This window comes from Rhizobium sp. CCGE531 (assembly GCF_003627795.1).
Taxonomy (GTDB): domain Bacteria; phylum Pseudomonadota; class Alphaproteobacteria; order Rhizobiales; family Rhizobiaceae; genus Rhizobium.
In genome coordinates, this window is the sequence record NZ_CP032684.1 from 1,930,419 (window position 1) to 1,947,219 (window position 16,801).

Here is a 16,801-nt window from a genome sequence, read left to right on the forward strand (position 1 = left end):
GTTTCAATTCCGAAGCTTAGCGCTTGGAAACAGGCACATATTCGCGCAGCGGTGCGCCGGTATAGAGCTGGCGCGGACGGCCGATGCGCTGATGCGGATCCTCGATCATTTCGTTCCACTGAGCGATCCAGCCGACGGTGCGGGCGAGAGCGAACAGAACGGTGAACATGGTCGTGGGGAAGCCGAGAGCCTTCAGCGTGATGCCGGAGTAGAAGTCGACGTTCGGATAGAGCTTCTTCTCGATGAAATATTCATCCGTCAGAGCGATGCGTTCGAGCTCGATTGCGATGTCGAGCAGCGGATCGTCCTTGATGCCGAGTTCGCCGAGAACCTCATGCGCCGTCTTCTGCATGATCTTGGCGCGCGGATCGTAGTTCTTGTAAACGCGGTGACCGAAGCCCATCAGGCGGAACGGATCGTTCTTGTCCTTGGCGCGGGCGATGTACTCCGGAATGCGGTCGACGGAGCCGATCTCGCTGAGCATGTTCAGTGCTGCTTCGTTGGCGCCGCCGTGCGCCGGACCCCAGAGGCAGGCGATGCCCGCTGCAATACAGGCGAACGGATTGGCGCCGGAAGAGCCTGCCAGGCGAACCGTCGAGGTCGAAGCGTTCTGCTCATGGTCGGCATGCAGGATGAAGATGCGGTCCATGGCGCGGGCGAGCACCGGATTGACGACATAATCTTCGCACGGAACGGCAAAGCACATGCGCAGGAAGTTCGACGCATAGTCGAGATCGTTCTTCGGATAAACGAAAGGCTGGCCGATATGGTACTTGTAGGCCATGGCGGCGAGCGTCGGCATCTTGGCGATCATGCGCAGGCTTGCGACCATGCGCTGATGCGGATCGGTGATGTCGGTCGAGTCGTGATAGAAGGCGGAGAGCGCGCCGACGCAGCCGCACATGACGGCCATCGGATGCGCGTCGCGGCGGAAGCCGGTGAAGAAGCGCGACATCTGCTCGTGCACCATCGTGTGGTGGGTCACGCGATAGTCGAAGTCCTTCTTCTGCGCTGTCGTCGGCAGCTCGCCGTAGAGAAGAAGGTAGCATACTTCCAGGAAATCGCCGTGTTCGGCCAGCTGATCGATTGGATAGCCGCGATGCAGCAGAACGCCTTCGTCGCCATCGATATAAGTGATGCTGGACTCGCACGATGCGGTCGAGGTGAAGCCAGGATCGTAAGTAAACGTGGAGGTGTTCTTATAAAGGGCACCAATATCAATGACACTCGGGCCGATGGTTCCGGTCTTGACCGGCAGGTCGACCGTCTTTTCACCCCAAGTTAGTTTCGCGCTTTGTTCCGTCATGCTGATCCTCCAAGATTTGGCGGGATTGACGCCATAAAAAGCGCCAAAAGGTTAAGCGACTACCGACTAGCTATATGATCCAGAGCCTAATGCCAAGTTATCCTAGTGCCGAATTGTGCATTGCAGTATCAACTTTTGGGCACTGCAGCAGCGTCACTGATCGTGCCGCGTCGGGAAACCGGCTCAATTTGGTCTCTCTCATGACGATTTCGGTTGAAATCACCAGATAGTGACGGCAAAAATCGCGCAAAAGCTGTGGTTTTACGCGGGGGCGGCGGCGGGTGCCTAATTTGGAGGCAGCGGAGCAGCGGGAAGATGGTCGGGATGTCGCTGCGCCTCCGCAGCTTCGTCCTGCTGTTGCGACGATTGTGCTCCGCGCCAAGGCACCGCAAGGGGAGCGGACGCAGGATCTGGCGCCGCTGACATCGCGCTTCCTTTTGATCGCGGGCCGCATTCGAGGCAGTATTGCCCGGCTGGTCGAAGAGGAGGCTTCACATGGCCGGGCCGTCCTTTTCGCGCCGATCTATATGGGTCTCGGTGCGATCTTCTGGTTTGAAGCTGGCAGCGATCCGCCGCCGCAAGCCGTGCTTGCGGGCCTGTTTGTCTTTGCCGCTAGCTTCGCGCTCCGGCGAGAAGCGGGGAGGCTGTTTCGCCACCTTCTTTTCGCCGGCATGCTAATTTGTCTCGGTATGACACTGGCTCAATGGGAAAGCTGGCGGGCTTCCACTGTCATGCTCGACTCTGCGGTGACGACGACCGTCACCGGCAGGATCGAGCGACGCGAATCCTATGACAATGGAGGCTGGCGCTATGTCGTCCGGGTCGAGGCAACGGAAAAGCCCACAATTCGCCGTTCGCCGGAACGGATCACGATCTTCGTCCGCAAGCAGGTGGAGCCGTTTAACCTCGGTGATCGGATGCAGGGCAGGGCGCGTCTGACACCGCCGGCAGGACCGGCACTGCCAGGCCTCAACGATTTCGCCTTCAGCTCCTATTTCAATGGCATCGGTGCGAACGGTTTCGCCTACGGCACCCCGACCCGATTGTCCCCGTCTGGTGATAATCTCGCGGAGCCGCTGCTGGATAAGGCCGATATCTGGCTTGCTGGCCTGCGCAACAGCATTGGCGACCGGATCAGGGAAACCTTGCCGGGAGATACGGGCGCCTTTGCCGCAGCGCTCGTCACCGATGAGCGACGTGCGATCTCCAAGGATACGACCGAGTCGCTGCGAATTGCCGGTCTCACCCATATCATTGCAATTTCAGGGCTGAACATGGCGCTGTCGGCCGGCATCTTCTATATCGGCCTGCGCTATCTGTTCAGTTTGTTTCCGGGAGTTGCGCAGGCCTGGCCGACCAAGAAGTTCGCGGCCTTCGGCGCGCTTTTGACGGTAACGGCCTATTACCTTATTTCCGGCTTCGGCGTATCCGCCGAGCGCGCTTTCATCATGATGGCGATCATGCTGGTGGCCGTGCTTTTCGATCGGCCGTCGCTCAGCCTTCGCAATGTCGCCCTATCCGCCATCGTCATCCTCGTTCTGTCGCCGTCGCAGGTGCTTGGTCCAAGCTTTCAGATGTCCTATGCAGCGACGCTGGCGCTGGTGTCGGGCTATTCGCTATGGAAACGACGGCGGCATCGCGAAAACATTCTCTCGCGGATCCGTCTGCTAAGCCCGCTGCTGTTTGTCTCGCGCTTCTTCGGCGGCGTGTTGTCGACCTCGTTCATCGGCGGCGCATCGACGGCCATCTTCTCGATCGAGCATTTTCATCGGCTGGCGACATATGGTCTCGCCGCCAACCTCGCAGCCATGCCGGTCGTCTCCTTCATCGTCATGCCCTTTGGCATGGTGGCAATGCTGCTCATGCCCTTCGGCTTGGACGGGCCGTTTTGGAAAGTCACCGGAGAGGGACTGGAACTCGTCATCCTGATCGCCAAAACCGTGGCTGGCTGGGGAGGCGACATCACCTTCGGCCGCCAGCCAGCCTGGCTGCTGCCGATCTTCATTGCCGGCTTCCTGATCATGACCATGCTGCGGACCCGGCTTCGCCATTTGGGCCTGCTGTTGCTGCTCTCATCCACCGGCGTGGCGGCATTCGGCTCCGGCGTGCCGAAGCCGGATCTGATGATTTCCGAGGATGGTGTCCTGGTTGCGCTGCGGCAGGACGATATACTCGCCACAAATCGCGAAAGGCCGCAGGCTTTCATTTTCGAACAATGGCGGAAGGCACTGGTCGCAACCGAACATCAGCCGCCCACCATTCTCCCTGGCGATAGCCGGCTTCCGCAGATCAACAAGACGACCGATCGCCATCGCCGGTTAAGCGGGGAAGAGCAGAATGCTGTGCGCAAGGCAATGGAAGAAGCGCTCGACAGGACGATGCAGGGAAGCTTCGCCTGTCAGAAAGGCGCATGGTGCGTGGCGATGCTTGATAACGGCGCCATGTTGGTCACCATCGAAAATGCCGCCTATCTGCCGCCGGCTTGCGATACTGCAAACATCGTCGTGACGCCGATCCGGCTGCGGCTTGATCATTGCCGTTCCGGCGCAATGCTCATAACGGGCGCAACACTGCGAAGAACCGGCTCTCTTGAAATGACCCTCGGCGCCGATACGCCGATCATTTCCGCAGCATTCGAAAACCCTCGACGACCATGGACACGGCATCGAACTTACGATTGGCGCGCAGACAAGTCCGGCACGCCGATCGCGCCACAATCACCGGTCAGTGATAGCGCCGAATAAGGCCGACGAGCTTGCCTTGGACCTTGACGCGGTCCGGCCCGAAGATACGGGTTTCATAGGCGGGATTGGCGGCTTCCAGCGCGATGGAGGCGCCCTTGCGGCGGAAGCGCTTCAGCGTTGCCTCTTCGTCGTCGACGAGCGCAACGACGATATCGCCGGGATTGGCCGTCGTCGAATTGCGGATGATGACTGTGTCGCCATCGAAAATTCCGGCGTCGATCATCGAATCGCCCCTGACCTCGAGCGCATAATGCTCGCCGGAGCCGAGCATATCGGCGGGAACGGTAATGTCATGCGTATTGTTCTGAATGGCGGAAATCGGAACGCCGGCAGCGATGCGCCCCATGACCGGTACCGATACGGAACTATTGTGGTCGTCGTTCGCAACCTTTGCCGGGGCGGGCGGCGCGACCGGCTGAGGTTTGCCGAGGCTGCCCTCGATAACGCTCGGCGAAAAGCCGCGACGCGGCTGCAGGCTTGAATTATAGGCCTCCGGCAGCTTGATGACTTCGAGCGCCCGCGCCCTGTTCGGCAGGCGGCGGATGAAGCCGCGTTCCTCGAGCGCCGTGATCAGACGGTGAATGCCGGATTTGGATGCCAGATCCAGTGCGTCCTTCATCTCGTCGAAAGATGGCGGGACTCCCGACTCCTTCATCCGCTCGTGAATGAAGAGAAGCAGTTCCTGCTGCTTGCGCGTCAACATCGTCTTGGAACCCCAAATCAAGAAAAACCGTGAAACAAATCCAGAACGGACACTATATGTTCCATATGTGTTCCGCAAGTGCTTAAATTTCGGTAAAGCCTTGCCGGGCGGATCAAATAATTGCCGCCATCGAATGGATCGCCTGAAAACCCTTGAGAGTTATATCCGCGCTAATCCATCGATAAATATGAGAAATGCCGCTCTGTTCGTTTCGTGAACGCTTCAGGCCCATCTCCGGATCTTGATGTGCGGATGAAGACGACGATCCGCCGCATAAGCCGGCTACAGTTGAGAATCAGTGCGGTCCAGTTGCCAGGGTTGCGTCCGGTTTCCATTGTCGCGCGCCTTCACGGCTTGGTTTTCGTCTTGAATTCAGCTTTGTATGGGCGCAAATCTGCTTTTGCAGGCAAACAGGGGGAACCATGACTTTGTCGCCGCATCCGCTGGATCATCTCGTGCTGCCGACCGTCAACATCGCATTGGCGCGCGAACGGCTGGGCAAGCTCGGCTTCACGGTGGCGCCGGACGCCCGCCATCCGTTCGGCACCGAAAATGCCTGCGTCTTCCTTGCCGACAAGACCTATCTCGAACCTTTGGGCGTGGCATCCCAGGAGCAATGCGAGACGAGTATTGCCGACGGCAATGTCTTCGTTGCGCGTGACCAGGCCTATCGCTTCCGCGTCGCCGAGGATGGATTTTCGGCCGTGGTTTTCGGTACGGACGATGCCGTCGGCGATGACGAGCGTTTCAAGGTGGCGGCGATCTCGGCCGGACGCATGCTGGATTTCTCCCGGCAGATGAAGATGCCGGACGGAACGGAAACCACGGCCGGTTTTCGCCTCGCATTTGCGGCCGATCTGCGCGCGCCGGATTTCCTGGCCTTCTGCTGCCAGCGCATCAATCCGCTGCCGACCGACCGCGGCGTGCTCGAGCGTCACGAAAACGGCGTGACCGGCATCGCACGAGTGGCGCTTTCCGCGCTGAAACCAGCGGCGTATCGCACCTTTTTCGAAGAGATCGTTGGCGGTCCGCGAGTCATCAAGCACTCCTTCGGCCTGACGATCAAGGCTGCCAATGCCGATGTCGAACTTTTGACGCCGGAAGGAATGGAAGCATTCTACGATTTGCCGGTTCACACCAGCGATCCCGGGCTGAGGGCACGCGCAATCCTTTTCAAGACGCGCGATCTTTCCGTGACATCGTCGCATTTCACTGCTAACGGCGTCACTTACACGCGTAAGAACAATCGTATACTGGCAAGGCTGGCGCCCGGACAGGGCGCATTATTCGCCTTCGAGGAGATAGCATGAGCACGAATTCCGAAGTCACCGTCGGCGAGGGTGCCTCCAAGGTCCTCTTTTCCAATGCCGCCAAGCTGTCGCTGATTGCCGGCCCCTGTCAGATGGAGAGCCGTGACCATGCTTTCATGGTCGCCGGAGTCCTGAAGGAGCTCTGCGGTAAGCTCGGCATCGGCCTTGTCTACAAGTCCTCCTATGACAAGGCGAACCGGACCTCTCTGTCAGGCAAGCGTGGCATCGGCTTGGAAAAGTCCATGGAAGTCTTTGCCGACCTCAAGAGGGAATATGGCTTTCCGGTTTTGACCGACATTCACACGGAGGAGCAGTGCGCCATCGTCGCCAAGACGGTCGATATCCTGCAGATCCCGGCTTTCCTGTCGCGCCAGACCGATCTTTTGGTTGCCGCCGCCCAGACCGGCCGTGTTGTCAACGTCAAGAAGGGTCAATTCCTCGCGCCCTGGGATATGAAGAACGTGCTTGCCAAGCTCAATGAGAGCGGCAATCCGAATATTCTTCTGTGCGAGCGGGGCGCCTCCTTCGGCTACAATACGCTGGTTTCGGATATGCGCTCGCTGCCGATCATGGCGGCTATGGGCGCGCCTGTCATCTTCGATGCGACCCATTCCGTGCAGCAGCCCGGCGGGCAGGGCGGCTCCACCGGCGGCGACCGCCGATTCGTCGAGACGCTGGCGCGCGCCGCTGTCGCTGTCGGCGTTGCAGGTGTTTTTGTCGAGACGCATGAGGACCCGGATAACGCGCCCTCGGACGGCCCGAACATGGTCTATCTGAAGGATATGCCGCGGCTTCTGGAAAAGCTGCTGGCCTTTGACGCCGTGGCCAAGGCCTAAGAAATATCAGGCATTCAACAGGCTGACATGATTTTGCTTTACGCGGCCTGCAGGAGTGCCAAATCGGCGCGCGGATCGGCATTGAAATTTCCGTGCCTTCGACTAAGACGATTTAAATCGATTTATAAACCAGCGAGCAGGAAGCTATCATGACCGCAATCACCGACATTATCGCCCGCGAGATTCTCGACAGCCGTGGCAATCCGACCGTCGAAGTCGATGTCTACCTCGAAGACGGCAGCATGGGCCGCGCGGCGGTTCCGTCGGGCGCGTCGACCGGCGCGCATGAGGCCGTCGAGCTTCGCGATGGCGGCAAGCGCTACCATGGCAAGGGCGTCGAGAAGGCCGTCGAAGCCGTCAACTCGGAAATCTTCGATGCGATCGGCGGCATGGACGCCGAAAACCAGATCCAGCTCGACAACATCATGATCGAACTCGACGGCACGCCGAACAAGTCGCGCCTTGGCGCCAACGCCATCCTCGGCGTCTCGCTTGCGGTCGCCAAGGCTGCCGCCCAAAGCGCCAACCTGCCGCTCTACCGCTATGTCGGCGGCGCTCATGCCCGCCTCCTGCCGGTTCCGATGATGAACATCATCAACGGCGGCGCCCATGCCGATAACCCGATCGACTTTCAGGAATTCATGATCCTGCCGGTCGGCGCGGAATCCATCCGCGACGCCGTGCGCATGGGCTCGGAAATCTTCCACGTCCTCAAGAAGGAACTGGCATCGCAGGGCCACAACACCAACGTCGGTGACGAAGGCGGCTTTGCACCGGGCCTCTCCAGCGCCCCGGCAGCCCTCGACTTTATCATGAAGTCCATCGAAAAGGCTGGCTACAAGCCGGGCGAAGAAATCGCCCTCGGCCTCGATTGCGCCTCGACCGAATTCTTCAAGGACGGCAAGTACGTGCTCGAAGGCGAGGGCCGCACGCTGGAATCCGGCGCGATGGCCGAATACCTGGCCGAACTGGCCGCCAAGTACCCGATCGTTTCGATCGAAGACGGCATGGCCGAAGACGACTGGGAAGGCTGGAAGACGCTGACCGACCTGATCGGCAAGAAGACCCAGCTCGTCGGCGACGACCTGTTCGTCACCAACTCCGCCCGCCTGCGCGACGGTATCCGCATGGGCGTTGCCAATTCGATCCTCGTCAAGGTCAACCAGATCGGCTCGCTGACCGAAACCCTCGATGCTGTCGAGACCGCGCACAAGGCCAACTACACGGCCGTCATGTCGCACCGCTCGGGCGAAACGGAAGACTCCACGATCGCCGATCTCGCCGTTGCCACCAACTGCGGCCAGATCAAGACCGGCTCGCTGTCGCGTTCCGACCGTCTCGCCAAGTACAACCAGCTCATCCGCATCGAAGAAGCGCTCGGCCCGCAGGCAAAGTATGCCGGCCGTTCCATCCTGCGCGGCTGATGCCTGATCAGCGGGATCCGCTTGGATCCGCGACGAGAGTATTCGCTGAAATTAAACCGCGCCTTCGGGTGCGGTTTTTTGTTGGGCCGCGCAGTTAGAGTCAACGGACGGTTAATCTCTGCCGGTTACATTAGCTCTAGGTGTTTGATTTGATGTGATCTTGTCCGAAGCGGCATTGGCTTTGGAGCGGGATTGCTTAAAGCCAGAGCGTTCGAGCGAGTATGTGGACAAAGTATCATAAGAAGAGAAAGTTCGGGCGTTTCATCCTTCCCGCCATCACCATCGCCTTTGTGAGCTATTTCGGTTATCATTGCATCCATGGCGACTACGGCCTGAAGGCGACCGAAGTATTCGAGCAGCGTCGCATCGACCGCGCCAAGGAACTGGCAGATCTCGTCGGCAGGCGCGAGCACCTTGAAAAGGAGGTCACGCTCTTGAGCGACGGCTCCTTGGACAAGGACATGCTCGATCAATATGCGCGCTATCAGTTGACCTATTCCAAGGCGAACGAAATCGTCATCTTCAACAAATAGCCGCAATTAACCGAATTCAGGTTAATCGACTTTTTGTAAGTTATATCAACAATTTGCGAAGAATATGAGCCATGCAATTATAGCATTGCTGTGGCGAACAATCTTGCCTATGTTACGCCTCACCATAAAACGAGGCTACTCACACAGGGAGGGTTGAATGGCGCCGCGAAAAAACGCGACCGTTTCCAGCCGTAAGACAGCATCAAGGCCCGCCAAGGAAACCAATGGCGGCCCGATCGCAGAATTCGATCGTGATGCGGAGCTCAAGGCTTATCGTGAGATGCTCCTGATCCGCCGCTTCGAGGAGAAGGCCGGCCAGCTTTACGGCATGGGCTTCATCGGCGGCTTCTGTCACCTTTATATCGGCCAGGAAGCTGTCGTCGTCGGCATGCAGCTGGCGCTGAAGGATGGCGACCAGGTCATTACCGGCTATCGCGACCACGGCCATATGCTGGCAACCGGCATGAGCGCGCGCGGCGTCATGGCCGAGCTCACCGGACGCCAGGGCGGCTATTCCCGAGGGAAGGGCGGCTCGATGCACATGTTCTCCAAGGAGAAGAATTTTTACGGCGGCCACGGCATCGTCGGTGCCCAGGTGTCGCTCGGCACCGGTCTCGGCTTTGCCAACTGGTATCGCGGCAATGACAATGTCAGCGTTGCCTATTTCGGTGACGGCGCCGCCAACCAGGGCCAGGTCTACGAAAGCTTTAACATGGCGCAGCTCTGGAAGCTGCCTGTCATTTTCGTGATCGAAAACAACCGTTACGCCATGGGCACGTCGACGGCGCGCGCCACGGCGCAGGCCGATTTCTCCAAGCGCGGCGCATCCTTCGGCATTCCCGGCATCCAGGTGGACGGCATGGACGTACGCGCCGTCAAGGCCGCGGCTGACGAAGCCGTCGCGCATTGCCGCTCCGGCAAGGGCCCGATCATCCTGGAAATGCTGACCTATCGTTATCGTGGTCACTCCATGTCCGACCCGGCCAAGTACCGTTCTAAGGACGAAGTGCAGAAGATGCGCTCCGAGCACGACCCGATCGAGCAGGTCCGTATTCGCCTTCTCGAAAAGGGCTGGGCGAGCGAAGACGATCTGAAGGATATCGACAAGAATGTCCGCGACATCGTCGCAGACAGCGCCGATTTCGCCCAGAACGATCCGGAGCCGGACGCATCCGAGCTCTACACCGACATTCTGCTCTAAATCGGGGAGGGACGATCCATGCCCATCGATATTCTCATGCCCGCCCTTTCTCCGACGATGGAAGAGGGTACCCTTTCGAAATGGCTCAAGAAGGAAGGCGACAAGGTCGCTTCCGGTGATGTCATTGCCGAAATCGAAACCGACAAGGCCACCATGGAAGTGGAAGCCGTTGACGAAGGCATCATTGGCAAGCTGCTGGTCGACGCCGGCACCGAAGGCGTCAAGGTGAACGCCAAGATCGCCATCCTGCTGCAGGACGGCGAATCCGCTGACGCCATTTCTTCCGAAAAGGCGGCACCCGTTGCCGAGCCTGCTAAGGCCGAGGTCCCCGCAGCCGCTCCGGCGCCCGCAGTAGCACCGGTTCCGGCCCAGCCGAAGGTTGCCGCAGCAGCCGATCCGGAAATTCCGGCCGGCACGGAAATGGTATCGATGACGGTGCGTGAAGCACTGCGCGATGCAATGGCCGAAGAAATGCGCGCCAGCCCGGACGTCTTCGTCATGGGTGAAGAAGTCGCAGAATACCAGGGCGCCTATAAGGTGACCCAGGGTCTGCTGCAGGAATTCGGCGCCCGCCGCGTCATCGACACCCCGATCACCGAGCATGGTTTTGCCGGTATCGGCGTTGGTGCCGCGATGGCTGGCCTTCGCCCGATCGTCGAGTTCATGACCTTCAACTTCGCCATGCAGGCGATCGACCAGATCATCAACTCCGCCGCCAAGACGCTCTATATGTCCGGCGGCCAGATGGGCGCTCCGATCGTCTTCCGCGGCCCGAACGGCGCGGCAGCCCGCGTCGGCGCTCAGCACAGCCAGGACTATGCGGCCTGGTACAGCCACATTCCGGGGCTCAAGGTCGTCATGCCTTACACGGCAGCCGACGCCAAGGGCCTGCTCAAGGCTGCCATCCGCGATCCGAACCCGGTCATCTTCCTTGAAAACGAAATCCTCTACGGCCAGCACTTCGATGTGCCGAAGCTGGATAATTTCGTTGTGCCGATCGGTAAGGCCCGCATCCATCGTCCGGGCAAGGACGTAACGGTCGTCTCCTTCGGCATCGGCATGACCTATGCCACCAAGGCCGTCGCCGAGCTGGAAGCCCAGGGCATCGATGTCGAACTCATCGACCTGCGCACCATCCGCCCGATGGATCTTCCGACGATCATCGAATCGGTCAAGAAGACCGGCCGCCTGGTCACCGTCGAGGAAGGCTATCCGCAGTCCTCCGTCGGCACGGAGATCGCCACCCGCGTCATGCAGCAGGCCTTCGATTATCTCGATGCGCCGATCCTGACGATCGCCGGCAAGGACGTACCCATGCCTTACGCCGCCAACCTCGAAAAGCTGGCGCTTCCAAACGTCGCTGAAGTGGTCGATGCGGTGAAAGCCGTTTGCTACAAATAAGGGGAGGGCTCATCGATGCCTATCAACATCACCATGCCTGCCCTCTCGCCGACCATGGAAGAGGGCAACCTCGCCAAGTGGCTCGTCAAGGAAGGCGACAAGATCAAGTCCGGCGACGTGCTCGCCGAGATCGAGACTGACAAGGCAACGATGGAAGTCGAGGCCGTCGATGAAGGCACCGTCGCCAAGATCGTCGTTCCTGCCGGCACCGAAGGCGTGAAGGTCAATGCCCTGATCGCCGTCCTCGCCGCCGATGGCGAGGATGTCGCGGCCGCAGCTTCCGGCGCTGGCGCTGCTCCGGCTGCAAAGGAAGCACCGAAGGCCGAAGCAGCTCCGGCGGCAGCATCTGCTGCAGCCCCCGCTCCGGCAAGCGTTTCGGCCCCTGCCGCAAACGCTCCGGCACCTGCTGCATCGGCTCCGGCAGCAAACGACGGTCATCGTACCTTCGCTTCGCCGCTCGCTCGGCGCCTCGCCAAGGAAGCCGGCATCGATGTGACCGCGGTTTCCGGCTCCGGCCCGCATGGCCGTGTGGTCAAGAAGGATATCGAAGCTGCGGTTTCCGGCGGCACCGCCAAGGTTGCTCCATCAACTGCGCCAGCTGCACAGCCGGCCGCTGCCGCTCCGGCCGCAGCACCTAAGGGCATGTCCGAGGATGCCGTCCTCAAGCTGTTCGAGCAAGGTTCCTACGAGCTCGTGCCGCATGACGGCATGCGCAAGACGATCGCCAAGCGCCTGCAGGAATCCAAGCAGACGATCCCGCACTTCTACGTCTCGGTCGATTGCGAACTCGACGCGCTGCTGGCGCTCCGCACGCAGCTCAACGATTCCGCTCCGAAGTCGAAGGACGGCGTGCCGGCCTACAAGCTCTCGGTCAACGACATGGTCATCAAGGCACTGGCTCTCGCGCTGCGCGACGTTCCGGATGCCAACGTCTCCTGGACCGACAGCAACATGGTCAAGCACAAGCATGCCGATGTCGGCGTTGCCGTTTCCATTCCGGGCGGCCTGATCACCCCGATCATCCGCAGCGCCGAGCAGAAGACGCTCTCGACCATCTCTAACGAGATGAAGGACTACGGCAAGCGCGCCAAGGAGCGCAAGCTGAAGCCCGAGGAGTATCAGGGCGGCACCACGGCCGTGTCGAACATGGGCATGATGGGCGTCAAGAACTTCGCCGCCGTCGTCAACCCGCCGCATGCGACCATCCTGGCCGTCGGTGCGGGCGAACAGCGCGTGGTCGTCAAGAAGGGCGAGATGGCGATTGCCACCGTGATGACCGTCACGCTGTCGACCGACCATCGTGCCGTCGACGGTGCACTCGGCGCCGAGCTCCTGGCAGCCTTCAAGGGCTACATCGAAAACCCGATGGGGATGCTCGTCTGAGCTTAGAGCCGGATGATTTTAGGTCTATTCGACCTAAAATCTGAATCCGCTCTAGAAACAAATAGGTAGAGCGTGATGTCGTCCGAAAACCGCTTACACTTTTCGGCATCACGCTCTGGTCGCGACACGGAGGCATGAATGACCAAGACTGTTCTGTGTTACGGCGACTCGCTGACATGGGGCTACAGCGCCGAGACGATCGGCCGTCATGCCTATGAAGATCGGTGGCCGAGCGTGCTGCAAAAGGCGCTCGGCAGCCAGGTGCGCGTCATTCCGGAAGGATTGAATGGTCGTACTACTGCTTTCGACGATCACCTCGCCGATTGCGATCGCAACGGCGCACGGATACTGCCGACGATCCTGCAGACCCACAATCCGCTCGATCTCGTAATCCTCATGCTCGGCACCAACGACATGAAGCCGGTCGTTGCCGGCTCGGCCTTTGCTGCGCTGCAGGGCATCAGCCGGTTGGTCCAGCTCGTGCGTAATCACGCCTGGGGGTTCGACTACGAGGCGCCCGATATCCTCATCGTCGCCCCGCCGGCAATCTCCGAGACGGCCAATCCGGCTTTTGCGGCGAGCTATCTCGGCGCGGTCAAGGAATCGACCAAGCTGCCGACGCTCTACAGCGATCTGGCCGACGAGCTCGGCTGCGGCTTCTTCGATGCCAATACGGTCGCCGTCACCACGCCGCTCGATGGCGTTCATCTCGATGCAGAAAACACCCGGGCGCTCGGTCGCGGCCTCGAGCCGATCGTGCGGATGATGCTCGGTCTCTGACACATTCAAGGCGCCGGCTCCGATCCGCCGCCACCAATAAGGCAGGAAACACATGGCTGAGAATTACGACGTCATTATCATCGGCTCCGGTCCGGGCGGTTATGTCGCCGCCGTGCGCGCCGGCCAGCTTGGCCTGAAGACAGCGATCGTCGAGCGCGAGCACCTGGGTGGCATCTGCCTTAACTGGGGCTGCATCCCCACGAAGGCGCTGCTTCGCTCGGCCGAAATTCTCGATCATTCCAACCACCTGAAGGATTACGGCCTCGTTCTCGAAGGCAAGGTGAGCGCGGATGTGAAGGCCGTCGTTGCCCGCTCGCGCGGCGTTTCCGCCCGCCTCAACGCCGGCGTCGGCTTCCTGATGAAGAAGAACAAAATCGACGTCATCTGGGGCGAAGCCAAGATCACCAAGCCGGGTGAGATCGTCGTCAGCAAGTCGACCAAGCCCGTCGTCGAACCGCAGCATCCGGTGCCGAAGAACGTCAAGGGCGAGGGCACTTACAACGCCAAGCACATCATCGTCGCGACCGGCGCCCGCCCGCGCGCGCTGCCCGGCATCGAGCCGGACGGCAAGCTGATCTGGACCTATTTCGAAGCGCTGAAGCCGGACTTCCTGCCGAAGTCGCTGCTCGTCATGGGCTCGGGCGCCATCGGCATCGAATTTGCAAGTTTCTATCACTCGATGGGCGTCGATGTCACCGTCGTCGAAGTCATGCCGACGATCATGCCGGTCGAGGATGCCGAAGTCTCCGGCATCGCCCGCAAGCAGCTCGAAAAGCGTGGCCTGAAGATCTTCACTAAGGCGAAGGTCACGAAGGTCGACAAGGCCGCCAACAGCATCACCGCCCATGTCGAAACGGAAGACGGTAAGGTGCAGCAGATCGTTGCCGACCGCATGATCTCGGCGGTCGGCGTGCAGGGCAATATCGAAAATCTCGGCCTTGAAGCGCTCGGCGTGAAGACCGACCGCGGCTGCGTCGTCATCGACGGCTACGGCAAGACCAATGTTCCCGGCATCTACGCCATCGGCGATGTCGCCGGCCCGCCGATGCTCGCCCACAAGGCCGAGCATGAGGGCGTCGTCTGCATCGAGAAGATCGCCGGCCTGCCGAACGTTCATCCGACGGACAAGAGCAAGGTTCCGGGCTGCACCTATTGCCAGCCGCAGGTCGCTTCCGTCGGCCTGACCGAAGCCAAGGCCAAGGAACTCGGCCACGATATCCGCGTCGGCCGTTTCTCCTTCGTTGCCAACGGCAAGGCGATTGCTCTCGGCGAAGACCAGGGTCTCTGCAAGGTCATCTTCGACAAGAAGACCGGCGAGCTGCTCGGCGCGCACATGGTCGGCGCCGAAGTTACCGAACTCATCCAGGGCTTCGTCGTCGCCATGAACCTGGAGACGACGGAAGAAGAACTGATGCACACGATCTTCCCGCATCCGACCGTTTCGGAAACGATGAAGGAAGCGGTGCTGGACGCCTACGGCCGGGTGCTGAACGCTTGATAATTTCCTGCCATGCCCTCTATCCAAGGGGTGGAAATCAGGAAAGGAAATCAACATGTCTATAGCTGCTCAAGGTTGGATCGTCTTTCTTCTCATCGGGCTGGTCGCGGGGTTTCTCGCGAGCCTGATCGTCGGAGGAGGCGGGCTCGTCGGTTGCCTGGTGAGCGGTGTGATCGGAGCGTTCGTTGGCGGCTTCCTGTTTCACTATTTCGGGATTTCGCTCGGCATTGAAAATGCGCTTGTGGTGGAAATCATCCATGCCACCGTCGGCGCGATCATCGTGGTGCTGTTGGCGAGATTGATCGTCTAGAGCAATTCCAGGAAAAGTGCGTAGCGGTTTTCCGTCCGGAATTGCGAAAAACAAAAGGATTGAGCATTTCCGTGACGGAAATGCTCTGAGATCGGGTATGTGATGGAAAGTGTCGGTTGGCTGGGTCTGATCATCATCGGCGGTCTTGCGGGTTGGCTCGCAGGCAAGCTGATGGATGCGCGCTACGGCATTATCCTGAACATCATCCTCGGCATCGCCGGCTCGGTGGTCGCAGCGGGGCTTCTGGTGGCCCTACATGTCGGCGTACCCGGCGGCCGGCTCGGCTTTTTCATCACCGGTTTCATCGGTGCATGCATTCTGATATTCCTCGCCAAATTCGCTCGGCGATGAAGGGCCGCATTTCAAGCGGCGGAAAGTAGACGTTTCATGGTCACCATTCTCGATACGATCAATCCGGACGCCAAGCGCGTACGACACCCGGAGAAGGCGCATCGGCCGGATACGGAAGTCTTGCGCAAGCCGGACTGGATCCGCGTGAAGGCGCCGACATCGAAGGGCTATGCCGAGACCCGCTCGATCGTGAAGGAGCACAAGCTCGTCACGGTCTGCGAGGAAGCCGGCTGCCCGAATATCGGCGAATGCTGGGATAAGAAGCACGCCACCTTCATGATCATGGGTGAGATCTGTACGCGCGCCTGTGCCTTCTGCAATGTCGCGACCGGCAAGCCGAATGCGCTCGACATGGCGGAGCCGGAAAATGTTGCCAAGGCCGTCAAGCAGATGGGCCTCAGCCACGTCGTCATCACCTCGGTCGACCGTGACGATCTCGCAGACGGCGGCGCCGAGCATTTCGAGAAGGTGATCTGGGCGATCAGAGCCGCTTCGCCGGCGACGACGATCGAGATCCTGACGCCGGACTTCCTGAAGAAGCCGGGCGCTCTGGAGCGTGTCGTTGCCGCCAAGCCGGACGTCTTCAATCACAATATGGAAACGGTCGCGGGTAATTATCTGACCGTGCGTCCCGGTGCGCGCTACTTCCATTCGATCCGCCTGCTGCAGCGGGTCAAGGAACTGGACCCCACAATGTTCACCAAGTCCGGCATCATGGTCGGCCTCGGCGAAGAGCGCAACGAAGTGCTGCAGCTGATGGACGACCTGCGCACCGCCGATGTCGACTTCCTCACCATCGGCCAGTACTTGCAGCCGACGCGCAAGCATCATCAGGTGATGAGCTTCGTGACGCCGGAAGAGTTCAAATCCTACGAGACGGTCGCCTATAGCAAGGGCTTCCTGATGGTCGCTTCCAGCCCGCTCACGCGCTCGTCGCATCATGCCGGCGACGATTTCGAGCGTCTGCGCGCCGCTCGCGAAAAGAAGCTGCTGCTGGCTGCCGAATAAGCGCACCAAATTA

15 protein-coding genes are annotated in these 16,801 nt (G+C 60.1%); 13 read left to right on the forward strand and 2 right to left on the reverse strand.

Going from position 1 to position 16,801, the window contains the following annotated elements; genetic code table 11:
• Positions 1 to 16 precede the first annotated feature (16 nt).
• Positions 17 to 1,306, reverse strand: coding sequence for a citrate synthase (gene gltA, locus CCGE531_RS09405; protein WP_120663914.1), 1,290 nt, complete (start codon positions 1,304 to 1,306; stop codon positions 17 to 19).
• A 290-nt stretch (positions 1,307 to 1,596) separates the two neighbouring features.
• Between gltA and CCGE531_RS09410 the strand changes: the two genes are divergently transcribed.
• Positions 1,597 to 4,050, forward strand: a complete 2,454-nt coding sequence (locus CCGE531_RS09410; protein ID WP_120663915.1) for a ComEC/Rec2 family competence protein — start codon at positions 1,597 to 1,599, stop codon at positions 4,048 to 4,050.
• Here CCGE531_RS09410 and lexA read toward each other — a convergent pair.
• The gene (gene lexA, locus CCGE531_RS09415; RefSeq protein WP_120663916.1) at positions 4,031 to 4,753 is read right to left on the reverse strand and encodes a transcriptional repressor LexA; all 723 of its coding nucleotides are present in this window, start codon (positions 4,751 to 4,753) and stop codon (positions 4,031 to 4,033) included. The genes CCGE531_RS09410 and lexA overlap by 20 nt on opposite strands.
• Positions 4,754 to 5,175: 422 nt before the next feature.
• On the opposite strand from lexA, the gene CCGE531_RS09420 reads away from it, so the two are divergent.
• The 12 genes from CCGE531_RS09420 to lipA all read left to right on the forward strand — a co-directional run bounded on the left by CCGE531_RS09420 (position 5,176) and on the right by lipA (position 16,788).
• Positions 5,176 to 6,063, forward strand: a complete 888-nt coding sequence (locus CCGE531_RS09420; protein WP_120663917.1) for a VOC family protein — start codon at positions 5,176 to 5,178, stop codon at positions 6,061 to 6,063.
• The gene (gene kdsA, locus CCGE531_RS09425; protein WP_120663918.1) at positions 6,060 to 6,899 is read left to right on the forward strand and encodes a 3-deoxy-8-phosphooctulonate synthase; all 840 of its coding nucleotides are present in this window, start codon (positions 6,060 to 6,062) and stop codon (positions 6,897 to 6,899) included. Before CCGE531_RS09420 ends, kdsA begins: the two co-directional genes overlap by 4 nt.
• A 149-nt stretch (positions 6,900 to 7,048) precedes the next feature.
• The gene (eno, locus tag CCGE531_RS09430; protein ID WP_092845195.1) at positions 7,049 to 8,323 is read left to right on the forward strand and encodes a phosphopyruvate hydratase; all 1,275 of its coding nucleotides are present in this window, start codon (positions 7,049 to 7,051) and stop codon (positions 8,321 to 8,323) included.
• A 221-nt stretch (positions 8,324 to 8,544) separates the two neighbouring features.
• A complete protein-coding gene (locus CCGE531_RS09435) occupies positions 8,545 to 8,856 on the forward strand; it encodes a septum formation initiator family protein (RefSeq protein ID WP_120663919.1) in 312 nt (103 codons plus the stop codon).
• A 157-nt stretch (positions 8,857 to 9,013) separates the two neighbouring features.
• Positions 9,014 to 10,057 carry a pyruvate dehydrogenase (acetyl-transferring) E1 component subunit alpha gene (pdhA, locus tag CCGE531_RS09440; RefSeq protein WP_120663920.1) on the forward strand — a complete coding sequence of 348 codons (1,044 nt, stop codon included), beginning with the start codon at positions 9,014 to 9,016 and terminating at the stop codon, positions 10,055 to 10,057.
• 18 nt (positions 10,058 to 10,075) lie between these two features.
• Positions 10,076 to 11,458, forward strand: coding sequence for a pyruvate dehydrogenase complex E1 component subunit beta (locus CCGE531_RS09445; protein ID WP_120663921.1), 1,383 nt, complete (start codon positions 10,076 to 10,078; stop codon positions 11,456 to 11,458).
• A gap of 15 nt (positions 11,459 to 11,473) precedes the next feature.
• Positions 11,474 to 12,841, forward strand: a complete 1,368-nt coding sequence (locus CCGE531_RS09450; protein ID WP_120663922.1) for a pyruvate dehydrogenase complex dihydrolipoamide acetyltransferase — start codon at positions 11,474 to 11,476, stop codon at positions 12,839 to 12,841.
• 138 nt (positions 12,842 to 12,979) lie between these two features.
• Complete coding sequence (locus tag CCGE531_RS09455) at positions 12,980 to 13,621, forward strand: SGNH/GDSL hydrolase family protein (protein ID WP_120663923.1); 642 nt, start codon at positions 12,980 to 12,982, stop codon at positions 13,619 to 13,621.
• A 52-nt stretch (positions 13,622 to 13,673) separates the two neighbouring features.
• Complete coding sequence (lpdA, locus tag CCGE531_RS09460; RefSeq protein ID WP_120663924.1) at positions 13,674 to 15,119, forward strand: dihydrolipoyl dehydrogenase; 1,446 nt, start codon at positions 13,674 to 13,676, stop codon at positions 15,117 to 15,119.
• A 55-nt stretch (positions 15,120 to 15,174) separates the two neighbouring features.
• Complete coding sequence (locus tag CCGE531_RS09465) at positions 15,175 to 15,429, forward strand: GlsB/YeaQ/YmgE family stress response membrane protein (RefSeq protein ID WP_120663925.1); 255 nt, start codon at positions 15,175 to 15,177, stop codon at positions 15,427 to 15,429.
• Between the two features lie 102 nt (positions 15,430 to 15,531).
• A complete protein-coding gene (locus CCGE531_RS09470; RefSeq protein ID WP_092715509.1) occupies positions 15,532 to 15,780 on the forward strand; it encodes a GlsB/YeaQ/YmgE family stress response membrane protein in 249 nt (82 codons plus the stop codon).
• Between the two features lie 36 nt (positions 15,781 to 15,816).
• On the forward strand, positions 15,817 to 16,788 hold the full coding sequence (gene lipA, locus CCGE531_RS09475; RefSeq protein ID WP_120663926.1) for a lipoyl synthase: 972 nt from the start codon (positions 15,817 to 15,819) through the stop codon (positions 16,786 to 16,788).
• Positions 16,789 to 16,801: the final 13 nt, after the last annotated feature.

What these genes read in the sequence shown, in the direction of transcription:
- CCGE531_RS09420 (WP_120663917.1), top strand. Translation starts at nt 5,176, where the DNA reads ATGACTTTGTCGCCGCATCCGCTGGATCATCTCGTGCTGCCGACCGTC.
- lpdA (WP_120663924.1), top strand. Translation starts at nt 13,674, where the DNA reads ATGGCTGAGAATTACGACGTCATTATCATCGGCTCCGGTCCGGGCGGT.
- gltA (WP_120663914.1), bottom strand. Translation starts at nt 1,306, where the DNA reads ATGACGGAACAAAGCGCGAAACTAACTTGGGGTGAAAAGACGGTCGAC.
- pdhA (WP_120663920.1), top strand. Translation starts at nt 9,014, where the DNA reads ATGGCGCCGCGAAAAAACGCGACCGTTTCCAGCCGTAAGACAGCATCA.
- lexA (WP_120663916.1), bottom strand. Translation starts at nt 4,753, where the DNA reads ATGTTGACGCGCAAGCAGCAGGAACTGCTTCTCTTCATTCACGAGCGG.
- CCGE531_RS09470 (WP_092715509.1), top strand. Translation starts at nt 15,532, where the DNA reads ATGGAAAGTGTCGGTTGGCTGGGTCTGATCATCATCGGCGGTCTTGCG.
- CCGE531_RS09435 (WP_120663919.1), top strand. Translation starts at nt 8,545, where the DNA reads ATGTGGACAAAGTATCATAAGAAGAGAAAGTTCGGGCGTTTCATCCTT.
- eno (WP_092845195.1), top strand. Translation starts at nt 7,049, where the DNA reads ATGACCGCAATCACCGACATTATCGCCCGCGAGATTCTCGACAGCCGT.
- CCGE531_RS09455 (WP_120663923.1), top strand. Translation starts at nt 12,980, where the DNA reads ATGACCAAGACTGTTCTGTGTTACGGCGACTCGCTGACATGGGGCTAC.
- kdsA (WP_120663918.1), top strand. Translation starts at nt 6,060, where the DNA reads ATGAGCACGAATTCCGAAGTCACCGTCGGCGAGGGTGCCTCCAAGGTC.
- CCGE531_RS09450 (WP_120663922.1), top strand. Translation starts at nt 11,474, where the DNA reads ATGCCTATCAACATCACCATGCCTGCCCTCTCGCCGACCATGGAAGAG.
- lipA (WP_120663926.1), top strand. Translation starts at nt 15,817, where the DNA reads ATGGTCACCATTCTCGATACGATCAATCCGGACGCCAAGCGCGTACGA.
- CCGE531_RS09445 (WP_120663921.1), top strand. Translation starts at nt 10,076, where the DNA reads ATGCCCATCGATATTCTCATGCCCGCCCTTTCTCCGACGATGGAAGAG.
- CCGE531_RS09465 (WP_120663925.1), top strand. Translation starts at nt 15,175, where the DNA reads ATGTCTATAGCTGCTCAAGGTTGGATCGTCTTTCTTCTCATCGGGCTG.